Source organism: Streptomyces lacrimifluminis, from assembly GCF_014646095.1.
Classification (GTDB): domain Bacteria; phylum Actinomycetota; class Actinomycetes; order Streptomycetales; family Streptomycetaceae; genus Streptomyces; species Streptomyces lacrimifluminis.
This window is the reverse complement of sequence record NZ_BMMU01000031.1, coordinates 24,814-39,504: the sequence shown is the minus strand read 5'-3', so window position 1 is coordinate 39,504 and position 14,691 is coordinate 24,814. Positions and strand designations below refer to the sequence as shown.

At 70.1% G+C, this 14,691-nt stretch carries 16 protein-coding genes; 10 read left to right on the top strand and 6 right to left on the bottom strand.

Annotated elements, in window-relative coordinates:
• Positions 1-55: 55 nt before the first annotated feature.
• From IEY89_RS32925 to IEY89_RS32915, 3 genes are all read left to right on the top strand, one after another.
• On the top strand, positions 56-580 hold the full coding sequence (locus IEY89_RS32925; protein WP_189151189.1) for a GNAT family N-acetyltransferase: 525 nt from the start codon (positions 56-58) through the stop codon (positions 578-580).
• Between the two features lie 85 nt (positions 581-665).
• Positions 666-974, top strand: coding sequence for a DUF4229 domain-containing protein (locus IEY89_RS32920; RefSeq protein WP_189151188.1), 309 nt, complete (start codon positions 666-668; stop codon positions 972-974).
• 27 nt (positions 975-1,001) lie between these two features.
• A complete protein-coding gene (locus tag IEY89_RS32915) occupies positions 1,002-1,673 on the top strand; it encodes a TetR/AcrR family transcriptional regulator (protein ID WP_189151187.1) in 672 nt (223 codons plus the stop codon).
• A gap of 85 nt (positions 1,674-1,758) precedes the next feature.
• Here IEY89_RS32915 and IEY89_RS32910 read toward each other — a convergent pair whose 3' ends face one another.
• The gene (locus tag IEY89_RS32910) at positions 1,759-2,634 is read right to left on the bottom strand and encodes a MaoC family dehydratase (protein ID WP_189151186.1); all 876 of its coding nucleotides are present in this window, start codon (positions 2,632-2,634) and stop codon (positions 1,759-1,761) included.
• 458 nt (positions 2,635-3,092) lie between these two features.
• Between IEY89_RS32910 and IEY89_RS32905 the strand changes: the two genes are divergently transcribed.
• Together IEY89_RS32905 and IEY89_RS32900 are read left to right on the top strand one after the other, a co-directional pair.
• On the top strand, positions 3,093-4,991 hold the full coding sequence (locus IEY89_RS32905; RefSeq protein ID WP_229695540.1) for an AMP-dependent synthetase/ligase: 1,899 nt from the start codon (positions 3,093-3,095) through the stop codon (positions 4,989-4,991).
• A 110-nt stretch (positions 4,992-5,101) separates the two neighbouring features.
• A complete protein-coding gene (locus tag IEY89_RS32900; RefSeq protein ID WP_189151185.1) occupies positions 5,102-6,226 on the top strand; it encodes a hypothetical protein in 1,125 nt (374 codons plus the stop codon).
• A 146-nt stretch (positions 6,227-6,372) separates the two neighbouring features.
• On the opposite strand, the gene IEY89_RS32895 is transcribed toward IEY89_RS32900, so the two are convergent.
• A complete protein-coding gene (locus tag IEY89_RS32895; protein ID WP_189151184.1) occupies positions 6,373-7,263 on the bottom strand; it encodes a LysR family transcriptional regulator in 891 nt (296 codons plus the stop codon).
• 182 nt (positions 7,264-7,445) lie between these two features.
• On the opposite strand from IEY89_RS32895, the gene IEY89_RS32890 reads away from it, so the two are divergent.
• Both IEY89_RS32890 and IEY89_RS32885 read left to right on the top strand, forming a co-directional pair.
• Entirely contained in the window at positions 7,446-8,045 is a 600-nt protein-coding gene (locus IEY89_RS32890) for a DUF6817 domain-containing protein (protein WP_229695535.1), read from the top strand.
• 174 nt (positions 8,046-8,219) lie between these two features.
• Positions 8,220-9,380 (top strand): N(5)-(carboxyethyl)ornithine synthase, encoded by a 1,161-nt coding sequence (locus tag IEY89_RS32885; protein ID WP_189151183.1) that lies wholly within the window; start codon positions 8,220-8,222, stop codon positions 9,378-9,380.
• Positions 9,381-9,400: 20 nt separating this feature from the next.
• Here IEY89_RS32885 and IEY89_RS32880 read toward each other — a convergent pair whose 3' ends face one another.
• Together IEY89_RS32880 and IEY89_RS32875 are read right to left on the bottom strand one after the other, a co-directional pair.
• Positions 9,401-9,631: a DUF397 domain-containing protein gene (locus IEY89_RS32880; RefSeq protein WP_189151182.1), complete on the bottom strand. Its 231-nt coding sequence runs from the start codon at positions 9,629-9,631 to the stop codon at positions 9,401-9,403.
• Entirely contained in the window at positions 9,628-10,515 is an 888-nt protein-coding gene (locus tag IEY89_RS32875; protein WP_189151181.1) for a helix-turn-helix domain-containing protein, read from the bottom strand. The genes IEY89_RS32880 and IEY89_RS32875 overlap by 4 nt, the downstream gene beginning before the upstream one ends.
• A gap of 120 nt (positions 10,516-10,635) precedes the next feature.
• Between IEY89_RS32875 and IEY89_RS32870 the strand changes: the two genes are divergently transcribed.
• The 3 genes from IEY89_RS32870 (at position 10,636) to kstD (ending at position 13,531) form a co-directional block, all read left to right on the top strand.
• The gene (locus IEY89_RS32870) at positions 10,636-11,061 is read left to right on the top strand and encodes an ATP-binding protein (RefSeq protein WP_189151180.1); all 426 of its coding nucleotides are present in this window, start codon (positions 10,636-10,638) and stop codon (positions 11,059-11,061) included.
• 39 nt (positions 11,062-11,100) lie between these two features.
• Positions 11,101-11,613 carry a CPCC family cysteine-rich protein gene (locus IEY89_RS32865; RefSeq protein WP_229695534.1) on the top strand — a complete coding sequence of 171 codons (513 nt, stop codon included), beginning with the start codon at positions 11,101-11,103 and terminating at the stop codon, positions 11,611-11,613.
• A gap of 166 nt (positions 11,614-11,779) precedes the next feature.
• Positions 11,780-13,531 carry a 3-oxosteroid 1-dehydrogenase gene (gene kstD / locus IEY89_RS32860; RefSeq protein ID WP_268240774.1) on the top strand — a complete coding sequence of 584 codons (1,752 nt, stop codon included), beginning with the start codon at positions 11,780-11,782 and terminating at the stop codon, positions 13,529-13,531.
• Between the two features lie 28 nt (positions 13,532-13,559).
• Here kstD and IEY89_RS32855 read toward each other — a convergent pair whose 3' ends face one another.
• Positions 13,560-14,261 carry a class I SAM-dependent methyltransferase gene (locus tag IEY89_RS32855; protein ID WP_189151179.1) on the bottom strand — a complete coding sequence of 234 codons (702 nt, stop codon included), beginning with the start codon at positions 14,259-14,261 and terminating at the stop codon, positions 13,560-13,562.
• Positions 14,262-14,428: 167 nt separating this feature from the next.
• On the bottom strand, positions 14,429-14,632 hold the full coding sequence (locus tag IEY89_RS32850) for a cold-shock protein (protein ID WP_006380707.1): 204 nt from the start codon (positions 14,630-14,632) through the stop codon (positions 14,429-14,431).
• Positions 14,633-14,691: the final 59 nt, after the last annotated feature.

The window sequence follows — 14,691 nt, the reverse complement described above, 5'->3', positions numbered from 1 at the left end:
TACGACTTCGAACGCCGGTACGGGGCGTCGGTGAGGTAATGGGTATTCTACGGCTGTGACGCTTACCTTCACCCTCGATCCCGCCGTGACCCCCGACCTCCGCGACGGGCTGCTCGACCTGTGGACGGACGTGTCCAACGCGGGCGGTGCCGTCGGTTTCGTCGCACCCGTGGACCGGGAGACGATCCGGCCCGAGCTGGTGAAGCACTTCGCGGGGATGGCGGGCGGGCGGACCCGGCTCCTGGTCGCGCACGACGAGGGCGGACGGGTCGCCGCCACCGCCTTCCTCGCCTTCAACACCCACCGTCTGATGACCCACTGGGTGTGGCTGTACACGGTGATGGTGCACCCCCGCCATCAGGGGAGGGGCTACGGCCGCGATCTGCTGGCGGCGGCGGCCGACGCGGCCCGCACCTTCGAGGGCACGGAGGCGATCCGCCTCACCTGCCGCGGCGGCCACGGCCTGGAGCGTTTCTACGGCTCCTGCGGCTACAAGGAGGTCGGCCGCATACCCGGCGCGATACGGGTCGCACCCGGCGACGACCGCGACGACATCGTCATGCTGCTGCCCCTGACGTGAGCCCCCCGCACCCACCTGCAAGATCGGGACCCCGCCGTGCTTCACTGGACGGTGCCCCCGTCTGGAACCGGAAGAGTGGATTGACATGCTCCGCTACACGCTGATGCGCCTCGGCATCCTGGTGGCCTGCCTGCTGGCCGTATGGGGCCTCGTGTACTCCGGTATCGCCCCGCGTGGCCTGGGCAGCTCCAACGGCATGTGGATCATCCTGCTCTCCCTCGTGATCTCCGCCCCGATCAGCTTCGTGGCGCTCCGCAAGGAGCGGGACCGGGCGTCGATCCAGATCGTCGAGAAGGTGGACCGCGTCAAGGCCAACCTGGACGCCAACCGCAGCCAGGAGGACGAGGCCGTCGACGAGGCGGCCCGCGCCCGGGCCCAGGGTCAGCCCTCCTGACGCGAAAGCCCAACTACCCTTGCCCCCATGGGCGCTGTGAAGAACAAACGGATGCCGCGTGCCGTCCGTGAGCAGCAGATGCTGGACGCCGCCGTACGGACCTTCGGCCAGCGCGGCTACATGGCCGCGTCGATGGACGAGATCGCCGAACTCGCCGGTGTCTCCAAGCCGCTGGTCTATCTGTACCTGAACTCGAAGGAAGACCTCTTCACCGCCTGCATCCGGCGCGAGGCCAGGACGCTCACCGAAGCGGTCCGCGCCGGCGTCGAACCGGCTCTGCCCGCCGACCGCCAGCTCTGGGACGGCCTGCGCGCGTTCTTCACGCACACCGCCCAGAACCCGGACGGCTGGTCGGTGCTGCACCTCCAGGCCCGTACGCACGGCGAGCCGTTCGCGACCGAGGTCGCCGTGATGCGCGAGGAACTCGTCGCGTTCGTCACCCAGTTGATCGTGGTCGCCGCCCGTGAGGCCCACCGGAACCCCTCGCTGCCGGAGCGGGAGGTCGCCGGCCTCGCCGTGGCCCTCGTCGGCGCCGCCGAGTCCCTCGCAGCCTGGGCCAACGCCACCCCGGGCGTCACCGCGAGACAGGCGGCGACGACCCTGATGAACTTCGCCTGGGCGGGCCTGGACAACCTGATGGAGGGAAACCCCTGGTCACCCCCGGCGGAGCCCCCGGGCGCCGCCGACAAGGAAACCTGAGAGGGCCGCCGGCCCCTCTCAGGGGCGCGGGGAACTGCGCGACCAGCCACGACGGCGCCGCAGCGAATCGACAACCGGCAGCCCTTCACCGCGCTACCGGCGGAGCCCTTCGTACCTCGCCCCGCAGATGTACGCGTCCCCCGCCCCGCAGTTCGAAGCTCCCGAAGCCGTCCGCCCCGTACTCCACCGTGCCCGGCAGCAGCACGGGCGCCCTGAAGTCGGTCCGGACCAGGGCCGATTCGGGGGTGCCGTGGGCGGCGAGGCAGCGGGCGGCGGTCCACATGCCGTGGGCGATCGCGCGCCGGAAGCCGAAGAGGCGGGCGGTGAGAGCGTGCAGGTGGATGGGATTGCGGTCGCCGGAGGCGGCGGCGTACCGCCGGCCGACGTCCTCACCGAGCCGCCACTCGGCGACCAGGGGCAGCGCCTCGCGTTCCCCGTCGGCGGGCCGCGCAGCGGTGGCGGGCTGCCCACGCCGGTGCCGGGCCAGATAGGTGCTCCGCGACTCCCACACCAGTTCCCCGCCCTCCCGCACCTCCGTCCGCACCGAGGCTTCGGTACCGCGCCGGTGGGGCGTCAACTCGTCGACGTACACGGACAGTTCGTAGGAACCGGTGGCGGGGAGCGCGCGCCGGCGGACGATCTCCACCGAGGTGTGGACCAGCCCGAGCAGCGGAAGCGGGAAGCTGCGGTCGGTCATCAGGAGCATGGCAAGGGGGAAGCCGAGGACGTGCGGATAGGTGAGGGGGAGGCTGTCGTCGCCGACGGGGAAGCCGCAGACCCGCTCGTAGGCGGCGAGGCGGGCGAGATCGATGCGTACGTCGGGCAGGACGAGGCGGGCGCTAGGGAGGCCGGCGTCCGGGCGGGGCCTGTTGAGGGCGGCTTTCTTGAAGGGGGAGAGGAGGGCGCCCCGGGTGAGCAGGGGAGCGAGGGAAGGTGTCCGGTCGAGGGGGTGAGCAGGCATACGGCGACGCGACTCCCGGCTCGATACGAGTCTCTACGGGTGGGTTCGAACGGCTCGACGGCTTACTTACTCTGAAGTAAGGTTACCGGAGGTAAGCCGCAAGTCGCCCCTGACGGACACGACTCGTCCGGTGTGGGATGTGTGAAGAAGGGGCAGGGAGGCGCCCATGGCCGGTACTGGCGTGAAAAATACTCAGGACAGGGCAAGGTGACCCATCGGTAACCTGTGTGACGGCTGAGCTTGCACACCCCCGCCGCTCCACCACCCCCGAACCCGCACGACCCCCACACGTGCGAGCCGTACGATCCGGTTTCTGAACAGCGGCGGCGCCGAATCCGTACATCTGTGGTGAACCCACCGGAGGTGCACGCCCACCGGAAGGCCGCTGCACGCCACAGGAGCCGCTCGTGTCGTCGTCGTTCCCGTCCTCTCCGTCCTCCCCGGCCTCCCAGCGGATCGTGACCGCCGTCGGCTACGACGGCGAGCCGCTCCTGGTCGAGCCCGAGATCCGGCGACTGGACGGGGCCGTGCGGGAGGTGTCCGTACCGGCGTTCGTCGCGCCCGTGACATACGGATCCCTCGCGGACATCCCCTTCGACAACGCGAACGAGGACCCCGAGGCGACGGCCCTCAGCCGCCGTACTCCCGACGGGATCTGGGAGGACGTCACGGCGGCCGACTTCGCCGAGCAGGTCCTCGCGGTGGCCAAAGGGCTGATAGCCGAGGGCCTGGTGCCGGGCGACCGGCTGGCCATCATGGCGCGGACGGCATACGAGTGGACGCTCATGGACTTCGCCGCGTGGGCGGCGGGCCTGGTGACCGTACCCATCTACCCCACGTCCTCCGCCTTCCAGACCCGCTGGATCCTCCAGGACTCCGGCGCCGTGGCCCTCGCCGCGGAGACCCTCGCGCAGGCCGCAGCCCTCGGCCCGGAACGCGACCGCATCCCCGACCTCAAGCACATGTGGGTCTTCGAGAAGGGGCACGTCGAGCGGCTCGCGGAACTCGGCAAGGACGTGCCGGACCAGGAAGTCGCCGTACGCCGTGGGGTGTTGGGCCCCGACACCCTCGCCACGCTCATCTACACCTCGGGCACCACCGGCCGACCGAAGGGCTGCGCGCTCACGCACGGCAACTTCTTCGCCGAGGTCGACAACGCCATCGAACTTCTCTACCCCGTCTTCCGGGAACGGACGAAGGAGGAGGCGTCGGTGCTGCTGTTCCTGCCGATGTCGCACGTCTTCGGCCGGATGGTGGCCATCGCGTGCATCCGCGCGGGCGTGCGGCTCGGCCACGCGCCGAGCCTCAAGTCGGAAGACCTGCTGGGGGACTTGGCGGCCTTCAAGCCCACCTGTCTGCTCGCCATCCCCTACATGCTGGAAAAGGTCTTCAACACGGCCCGAGCGAAGGCCGAGACGGCCAAGCGGGTCTCGTCCTTCGACCGGGCGGTGGGCGTGGCCCGCCGCTACAGCGAGGCCGTGGAGGAGCAGCGGCACGGCGTCGGCAGCGGCCCCAGCCGGGCGCTGCGCACCGCGCGCGCCTTCTACGACCCCCTGGTCTACCGCCGTATCCGCAACGCCATGGGCGGCAGGGTCCGTTACATGATCTGCGGCGGCTCCCCGCTCGGCCGTCCCCTGGCCGGGTTCTTCGCCGGCGCGGGCATCGAGATCTACGAGGGGTACGGCCTGACCGAGTCCACGGGCGCGGCCACGGTCACGCCTCCGCTCAAACCCCGGGTGGGCACGGTGGGTTGGCCACTCCCCGGCACCCGGGTGAGGATCGCCGCCGACGGCGAGGTGCTGCTGGCGGGCGAGCAGATCCTGCGCGGCTACTGGGACCCGGGCGCGGGCGGTGTCGTCCCGGCGGCGCCGGAGGGCTGGCTGGCGACCGGTGACATCGGCTCCCTCGACGAAGAGGGCTATCTGACGATCACCGGCCGCAAGAAGGAGATCCTGATCACGGCCGGCGGCAAGAGCGTGGCCCCGGCACCCATGGAGAACTGGCTGCGGGCCCACCCCCTGATCTCGCAGGCGATGATCGTGGGCGACGGCCGCCCCTACATCTCGGCCCTGATCACCCTCGACCCCCCGGGCCTCACCCATTGGCGCCAGATGCAGGACAAGCACCCGGTGCCGGTCGAACTCCTCCTGGACGACGCCGACTTGAGAGCGGTCATCCAACGGGCGGTGGAGGAGGCCAACAAGCTCGTCTCCCGCCCGGAGTCGATCCGCCGCTTCGCCATCCTCCCCGTCGACTTCACGGAGGAGGCCGGTCATCTGACGCCGTCGATGAAGCTGCGACGGTTCGAGATCATGCGGGACTTCGCGGCGGAGGTGGAAGGGCTCTACGAGACGTAGGCCCGGGTGGGGTCGTCGGGACGGTGGCCTGGGGCAACCCTGGGCGGGCGTTGGGATCGTGGTCGCGCCCGCGTCTTCCGCCGGTCATCCCGGTGGGTCACCATCACGGCATGCCGATCATCACGAGCGCGCCGCCGACCACGCACGGCAATCCGGTGGCCCTCGTCCGGGGGTTCCTGACGAGTTGCGTGTCAGGAGCCTCACTTGCCGCGTTCGCGGTGGGCTGCGTCATCGAGAGCGTGCAGCTGATCGTCGGCAGCCTCGTCCTGCCGGTGGTGTACGTCCTGCTCAACCACCTTGCCGGCGCGCCGAAACGGGCCCGTACGGCGGCCGTCCTCCCCGTCAGGGCACTCGCCATGATCGAGAGCCTGCACGCCACCGGGTCCGAACTGTCGGCCAACGTACCGATCGACTTCGACCTCACCGTCGCCCCGGACGACGCACCCGCGTTCCGCGTCGTGATGAGCGACCACGTCAACCTCGTGGACGTGCCCGACTACCGGCCGCGCGACATCCTGGTCGTCGAGTATCCGCCGGACCGGCCCTGGCAGGTGAAGCTCGTCAAGGAACCGCCCCCGGAATGGAAGCGCCGGGCGGCCGACGCCGTCCTCGACTCGGCGCACGAGTCGACGCTCGTGCGGGAGCCGCCGAAGGGCCGGGCGTACGGAGCGGCCGTCGTCGTCGGCCTGCTGGTCGGGGTGGCGGTCGTGCTGCTGTCGTTCCGCACCGACCTGACGGCCCGCTTCGACGGCTCGGAGTCCGACGCGGGCAGGCCCTCGGTCACTTCGTCGTCCTCGACCTCGACGTCCTCCTCGTCCACCACGACGGTGGTGTCGTCGGGGTCCGGCACGGTCGTCCTGGGCTCGGGGAAGTCGTTCCTCGACAGGGGCGAGCTGCGGAAGGCCGTCGAGTCGTTGACCGGGGGCGGCGACAAGGGCCGGGCGCTCACGGTGGCCCTACAGGACAGCACGCTGTCGGTGGTGTTCCCGCCCAAGGGCCCCCAGATCCCGCTCTTCGACCCGAACTCCCTGCCGTACGAGCGCATCCCGGCCCTGGTGAACGAGGCGAGGACGACTCTCGGGGTCCGCTCTCCCGAGTCCTGGCAGCTGACGGCAGACCGCCTCACGGGCTCCCTCAACATCAGGGTGAGCGTGACGGGGGCGGGCGGCGACACGGCGTCCCTGGTGGCGGACGGCAAGGGCGAGGTCATACGCCGCAGTCCGGCGCAGGGCTGACACCTTCCGGCTCGGGGAGGCGGACTGCGGGGGGACTTCGCGAAGGGGCTGCGGACACGCGCCCGACAGGGGCGCGGAGCTGTACCGATCTGCGGCTCCGCCGCGGAGCGCGACAAGCCCCCACCGGCCCGCAGCCGACGAACAACCTAACGACCGCAACTCTCAGCGACGGTGTCCGCGAACACCCGCGCAAGAGGACTCAGCGCGTCCCACCGCCGCACAGCCCACCCCACCGCCAACGGCCGCAGCGCGGGCACCGGAATCAGCCGTACCGGCCCGTCCGTGCCCGGCACCGCGAGGTCGGGGACGGCGGGGACTATGGCGTACCCGAGGCCCAGTTCGGCGAGGAGCAGTGCCGTGTCCCAGTCGGCGACACTCGTGTCGAACACCGGCCGCGCCCCCACCTCCGCGAACGCCGCGTCCAGGCGCGCGGCGGAAGTGGAGTTGGGCGGCAACCGAATCAACCGCAGGTCGCGCAGATCGTCGACCTCGGCATACGCCTGTCGCGCGAGGGCGTCACCGGTGCCCACGGCAAGCACCCACGGCAACTCCATCACCACCCGCTGCTCGATCCCCCGCACCGGCCCCCCGATGGTGATCCACGCCAGATCCAGCTCACTGTCGGCCAGCGCGGCGAAACACCCACGGCTGGAGTTCTCCGTACGGAACTCCAGGCTCACCTTGGGGTGTTGACGCCGGAAGGTGACCACGGCGTCGGCCATGAAGTGCCGTACGGTCGTCGCGCCGGTGGCGACCCGCACCGATCCGCTCTCCCCGTCGACAAGATCCCTGAGCCGCCTCAGCGCGAGATCCAGCCCGGCGATGCCCTCCGAGGCGGCGGTCTGCAACACCCGCCCGGCCTCGGTGGGTACGACGCCTCGCGCGTGCCGCTCCAGCAGTGCGACGCCCGTCTCCCGCTCCAGCCGCTTCACATGCTGGCTCACGGCCGACTGCGTACACGCGAGGTCACGGGCCACCGCGCTCAGGCTGCCCGCCCGGCACACGGCGACGAAGACACGGAGGTCGTCCAGGGTCACAACGCCCAAGCTAACACTTGGAGTTGGTGACAGAACCTTAGGATTGACTGGGCGCGGGCGGCTGCGTCACGATCAGCACAGGGCCCAGGCGGCAACCCGTCCCGCGCCCCCGCCGGGGTCCGGACCACAGGGTGGGGAGCGGACGGGTGCCGACCTTTCGCGCACCGAGAGGACGCCACCCCATGTCCGCTTCCCCTCCGTCTCTGCCTTCGCCTCCCGCTCCCCCCGCCCTCGCTCCCTCCGCCGCCGCCCAAGCCGTTGGATTCCTGAGGCAGTTGGGCGCCGAACAGATAGCGCACCCCGGCGGCACCCTGCTCGCCCACCTCTGCCGGGTCTACCGTCTGCTCGCCGCCTGGGAGGCCCGTCCCGCCCTCCGCCTGGCAGGCCTCTGCCACGCGGCCTACGGCAGCGACGGCTTCCCCACGGCCCTGCTCTCCCTCGACCGCCGAGCCGAACTGGCCGGGGTGATCGGCCCGGAGGCGGAGGAGATCGTCCACGTCTACGCCGCCATGGACCGCAAGGCCACCTACCCGGGCCTGGCCACCCCGGACGCGCCGTTCCACGACCGTTTCACCGGCGGCACACGGACGGTGTACCGGAGCCGGCGCGAGGACCTCGCCGAGCTGACGGCCGCGAACGAGCTGGACCTGGTCCGCGTGAGCCCGGTGTTCCGCGAACAGTGGGGCCCGGACCTCCTCGCCCTCTTCACCGGCCTCCGGCCACTGCTGAGCGGCCTGGCCTGGGAGGACGTGGCGGTGACGCTGGGGCGCCGAAGGTACTGAGCCGCTGAGGCCGGTCCCTCCGGCTCGGACGCGCGGTGGGCACTTCGCGGGCCTGGACCGGAGTACGGTGGCGGTACCGAGCGCACTTCGCACGCCGTCATCCATGTCGGCGTCGCCCTCGGGGAACGGCAATGCCGGGACGCAACGCGTCCGGTCGGAAATGAGCCGCCCCACATGAGCCTGATGACTCTCGGAGTACTCGCCTCCTCGCACAAGGAGAACGAGTTCCGCCTGCCGCTGCACCCCCGCCACCTCGACCGAATCGCACCCGACCTGCGCGACAAGATTTTCCTCGAACAGGGCTACGGCGAGCGCTTCGGCGTCGCCGACGACGCGCTGAGCCCTCTCGTGGCGGGCCTGCGCTCCCGTGAGCAGCTCCTCGCCGAGTGCGACATTCTGCTGCTGCCCAAGCCGACGCACGACGACGTCGCCGAGCTGCGCGAGGGCCAGGTGCTGTGGGGCTGGCCGCACTGTGTGCAGGACGAGAAGATGACCCAGCTCGCCATCGACCGCCGGCTGACCCTGATCGCCTGGGAGGCCATGAACCACTGGACCTCCACGGGCGCCTTCAGCGTCCATGTGTTCCACAAGAACAACGAGCTGGCCGGCTACTGCTCGGTCCTGCACGCCCTCCAGCTCGGCGGGCTGACCGGCCACTACGGCCGTCGCCTGCGCGCGGTGGTCATCAGCTTCGGCGCCACGGCACGCGGAGCGGTCACGGGCCTGGGCGCCATGGGGGTCACCGACGTCACCGTGCTCACCCAGCGTGCCGCGGCTGCGGTGGCCTCGCCGATGCCCTCGGTCGTGATGGCCCACTTCGAGGAGCAGGAGGACGATCCGTCCCGCCTGCAGGCAGCCACCCCGACCGGTCCGGTGCCGCTGGCGGAGTACCTGGCCGGCTTCGACATCGTCGTCAACTGCATCCTGCAGGACACCGACGCGCCGCTCACCTTCGTCAACGACGAGGAACTCGCCCTGTTCCGGCCGGGGACCTTCTTCGTCGACGTCTCCTGCGACGAGGGCATGGGCTTCGAGTGGGCCCGCCCGACCACCTTCGGCGAGCCCATGCACACGGTGGGACCTGGCTGCCACTACTACGCGGTCGATCACAGCCCGTCCCACCTGTGGAACTCCGCCACCTGGGAAATCAGCGAGGCGCTGCTGCCGTACCTGCGCAAGGTGATGAGCGGCCCGGAGGAATGGGACGCCGACGTGACGGTCAGCAAGGCCATCGAGATCCGCGACGGCGTCGTCCAGAACCCGAAGATCCTCAGCTTCCAGCACCGGTCGGAGGCCTATCCCCATGCGCCTTTGCTGAGCCCGGCAGCTCCCTAGGGATGATCCTCATGCCCTCATCAGCGCTGGAGGAAGGCGGACCAGGCGGTGGGGGAGAGGGTGAGGTAGGGGCCGGTGGGGTCCTTGGAGTCGCGGAGGTGGATGGCGTGGGGGCAGGTGGCGATCTCTACGCGTTCGCCCCCGCCGCTGCTGTGGCTGGACTTGCGCCAGGTGTAGGCGGCTTCGAGGCACTGGCCGCCCTCGGCGTCGCTGTAGCTCGACTTGAACCAGCTCAACTGCTCTATGGTCATAGCGTTTCCAGCATCTTCTCGATCAGGGCCAGGGGCTCGAACGGGGTTAGCGCCTGTGCCCGGATGATCCCAAAGCGGGCGGCGAGGACACGGACTTCTTCGCGGTCGGTGATCAGCCTCGGATATCCCTGGATCTCCATGTACCGCACCTGCTCTTTCCCCTTGGGAGTCAGCAAGGTGAACGAGCCGCCCAGACAAGGGTGGTTAGGGCTGCGGGTCGGCATCACCTGTAGTTGCACGTTCCGCATGTTTCCGATGTGCAGGAACCGCTGCAACTGCCCCGCGTGTACCTCGGGTCCGCCGATCGACCGCTCCAGCAGCGCTTCCTCCATCACGAAGCTGCACTCCACCGGTGGCCACCGCTCGAAGAGTTGCTGCCGTGAGAGACGATCTGCCACCCGCCGCTCGATGGTCGCCTCGTCGAGCGGCAGGTACCGGTTGGTGAACACCGCACGTGCGTGGTTCTCCGTCTGCAACAACCCAAGCACGCCCATCGTGCTGTAGTCGTACAGTGAGACCGCCACGTTCTCCAGGTTGGCGTAGCCCTGGTACCACTCGGGGTGACGAGTCCGTGCCCTCCTCATCGTCTCCTCGACCTCGGGGATCGCGTCCTTCAACAGCCCACCGGCGTTGAGGATGTCGTCGGCCTTCTCCAGCAGCTCGGGCCTCGTGATACGCACCCCCCGCTCCATGGCGGAGATGGCGTCCGGCCCGTACCCCACCAACTCCCCGAACTGTTTCTGGGTCAGCCCCGCCCGTTCCCGCAATCGCTTGAGCATCTTGCCCAGCGCGGTGAACAGTCCCGTCGTACCCTCTTCCTCCGCCGGAGTCTCCGGCTTCCGCTCCGCGTCCTCGGTCACGTACGCCACCGCCCTCACCCTCATCGTGGACGCCCATGGTCACGGCCGACAACCCGTACCTCTCACCCACCGCACCCGTACGGATACCCGGAGTCCACCCGTCGCCCCTGGTCAGGGTAGGACCAGGCGGCCACGCTCGGTGACGTGAACTCACAAATCTCCACCCACCCCGACGAACTCACCCAGCGCCTCAGCTGCACCCCACGCGGCGCCCGCCTGGCCAGACGCCTCACCGCCCAGCAGCTCGCCGAGTGGGGATACCCGCACGACAGCGACGTGAACGAGGCCGCACAGCACGTCGTCGCCGAACTCGCCGCGAACGCCGTCACGCACGGCCGTGTACCGGGACGCGATGTCGAGCTCCGCCTCTTGCTGCTCTCGCCGGACACCCTGCGTATCGAGATGAGCGACGCACGAGGCGACCGGCGGCTGCGCATGGTGCCCAGATGGGAGATCGACGAAGGTGGCCGGGGCCTGATCATCGTGTCGGTCCTCGCCCGCATCTGGGGCGTGGCGGAACGGGACGTCGGCAAGACGGTGTGGGTGGAGCTGCCTCTCAAGGACACGTGAGTGCCCATGTGCGCGGGACCGGCTCGTAGGGTTGTTCTCGTGAACGATGCAGATCCGGTCGTACTCGCCGAGCTGGCTGAGCTGGAGGCTCTTGAGGCGGCGGAGGCGCGAGGGGAGCCGCTGGTGACCCCGGGGAGTGGCCTGACGCCCCCCGAAGAGGGCTGGCTTCCGTGCCCCTGCTGCGGACACCAGATGTTCGCCGAGCACGGCGCCTATGAGATCTGCTCAGTCTGTTACTGGGAGGACGACCTGCCACAGCTGCGATGGCCGTGGACCTGCGGAGCCAACGGCCCGGGGCTGGTGGAGGCGCAGCGCAACTACCAGCGCTTCGGCGCCATGGAAGAGCGTTTCGTCAAGAATGTGCGGCCGCCTGCGCAGGACGAACCGTTGGACCCTGGGTGGCGTCCGATCGACTTGTCCCGGGACTCGTTCGAAGAGCCAGGCGGCAGCGCCGCGTGGCCCGACGACCTGACGGTCCTGTACTGGTGGCGTCCTACCTTCTGGCGGCGTGACGAGCACCCGGCAACCCCCTCTTCACCGTCTGAGGGTTGAGCCGGCCGAGCGGGTTTCACTGTCGGTCAGGTATGGGCCTTGACTTCACAAGACCCAAGTACGACATTCCCGCCCCATGAACCCAGAAGCGGACCCCGCCAGACGTATCGAACCTACCGACCGTACCGAACCCTCCGGAGGCACCCGACTGCCCTCCAGGCGAGGCTTGTTGACCGGCGCCGCCGCCGCGGCGGGTGTCGCCGTCGGGGTGGGTGTCGCGGCGGGGCAGGGAACAGCCCACGCCGCCACTGCCGCGGCCCCGCCACCCCTCCTCGGGACGTACGACGTCGTCGTGGTCGGCGCGGGCGCCGCTGGGATGACCGCCGCGCTCACGGCCGCAAAGCAGGGGCTGAGCTGCGTTGTTGTCGAGAAGGCGCCCACATTTGGTGGGTCGGCCGCCCGGTCCGGCGCCGGGATCTGGATTCCGAACAACCCCGTGATCCTGGCGGCCGGGGTACCGGACACCCCGGCCAAGGCCGCCACCTACCTCGCGGCGGTCGTCGGACCGGACGTCCCCGCCGCCCGCCAACAGGCCTTCCTCGCCCACGGACCCGCCATGCTCTCCTTCGTCATGGCGAACAGTCCCCTCCGCTTCCGCTGGATGGAGGGATACAGCGACTACTACCCGGAGTTGCCCGGCGGGCTCCCGGGTGGCCGTTCCATAGAGCCCGATCAGCTCGACGGGAAGGTCCTGGGCGCCGAACTCGCCCGTCTCAACCCGCCCTATCTCGCCGTCCCTTCCGGCATGGTCGTCTTCAGCGCCGACTACAAGTGGCTGGCCCTCGCCGCCGTGAACGCGAAGGGCGCCGCTGTCGCCGTCGAGTGCCTGGCGCGTGGCACGAAGGCCGCCCTCAAGGGGCAGACCCCACTCACCATGGGCCAGGCCCTCGCGGCCGGACTCCGTGCGGGGCTGGCGTCGGCCGGGGTGCCGGTGTGGCTCAACACCCCTCTCACCGACCTCCACCTGGAGTCCGGAGCTGTCACCGGTGCCGTCGTCACTCGTAGCGGCTCCCCGGGTCTCCTGCGCGCCCGACGTGGCGTGATCGTCGGCTCGGGCGGCTTCGAGCACAACGGGGCGATGCGCGCCCAGTACCAGCAACAGCCCATCGGTACGCAGTGGACGGTCGGCGCGAAGGAGAACACGGGGGACGGAATCCGGGCGGGCGAGCGCGCCGGCGGTTCCCTGGCCCTGATGGACGACGCCTGGTGGGGTCCGGCGATCCCGCTCCCCGGTGAGCCCTACTTCTGCCTTGCCGAACGCACCCTTCCCGGCGGCCTGTTGGTGAACGCGGCGGGCTCCCGCTTCGTCAACGAGGCGGGTCCCTACAGCGACGTCGTCCACACCATGTACGAGCGCAACGCCACCGACCCGGACATCCCGGCCTGGCTGATCGTCGACCAGAACTACCGCAACCGCTACCTCTTCAAGGACGTCTCGCCGACCTTCGTACTCCCGGCCGACTGGTACAACTCCGGTGCCGCGTACAAGGCGTGGAGCCTCGACGCCCTGGCGACCTCGATCGGCGTCCCGTCCGCGGCCCTGCGCACCACGGTCAGCCGCTTCAACTCCCTTGCCCTGAACGGCGACGACACCGACTTCGGGCGCGGCGACAGCGCGTACGACCACTACTACACCGACCCGGCCGTCCTCCCGAACTCCTGCCTGGCCCCCCTGTGGCTGCCCCCGTACTACGCCTTCCGGATCGTCCCCGGCGACCTCGGCACCAAGGGCGGCCTACGGACGGACGCCCGGGCGCGCGTCCTGCGGGCCGACGGCACGGCGATCCCCGGCCTGTACGCGGCGGGCAACGCCAGCGCCGCCGTCATGGGCCACAGCTACGCGGGCGCGGGCTCGACGATCGGCCCGGCGATGACGTTCGGGTACGTGGCGGCACTGGCGGCGGCGGGGGTGCTCTGACCACCGGGGCCCGCAGGCCCGCAGGCCGTCATGGCTTGCGGGCCATCAGGAACGCCTGTGGGGACGACTCCCCGGCCTGCTCGTCCGCCGCCCGCACGGTCTGCGACACGAGCGTCAACCCGGCCTCCGTCAGCAGTTCGGCGATCCGCTCGGGCCGGCGCCGCTGGAAGGTCATGGACACGGGACGTCCGAAGGGCTGGTCGTGGTGCTTGTGCACGTCCCCCACCTGGAAGCCGAGCAGCAGATGCCCGCCCGGCGCGAGCACGCGGCAGAACTCGGCGAAGAGGGCGGGCAGTCGGTCGGCCGGAGTGTGGACGGTCGAGTACCAGGACACGACTCCGGCGAGCGTCCCGTCGGCGAGGTCCAGCTCCAGCATCGAGCCCTGCTCGAAGCGCAGCCCCGGATGCTCCCGCCGGGCCACCGCGAGCATCGACGCCGACAGGTCCAGGCCGAACACCGACAGCCCGAGCGAGTCGAGGAACCCGGTGACCCACCCCGGCCCGCACCCGAGATCGGCGACCTGGCCGCTACCGCCCCCTGAACCCCGTACGAACTCGGCGTACGCGGCGAGCACGGCCCGCTCCAGCGGCTGGGCGGCGTGCCCGGCGCGGAAGCGGTCGAAGTAGTCCTCGGCGATGGCGTCGTAGAAGACGCGGGTGGCGGCGACGAAGTCGGTTTCGGTGTCGGTGTCGTCACCCGGGGTGGCGGCGGTGGCCGCTGCGTCAGTCATGGCGGGGACCCTAGCGGGGCCCACTGACAACCCGACGCGTCCGGAAAGACAGGAGCAGAAGGCAGGAGCAAAAGGCAGGAGCTCCGATGCCGTCGTGACGGCTCGGAGCTCCTTGGGGTACTGCACACGTTCCGGATCAGAGCATGCGGCTCAGCTGAGCCGACAACTTAGATCGGGCTGACGTTCTCCGCCTGCGGGCCCTTCGGGCCCTGCGTGACATCGAAGGAAACCGCCTGGTTCTCTTCGAGAGAGCGGAATCCGCTCGCGTTGATCGCGGAGTAGTGGACGAAGACGTCCGGGCCGCCGCCTTCCTGGGCAATGAAACCAAAGCCCTTTTCGGCGTTGAACCACTTCACGGTTCCGGTAGCCATAAGCCCTCCCTGGGCCCAAAGGGTTGCCCTGCTCCAGAACCTGCAAGGTGTAAACAAAG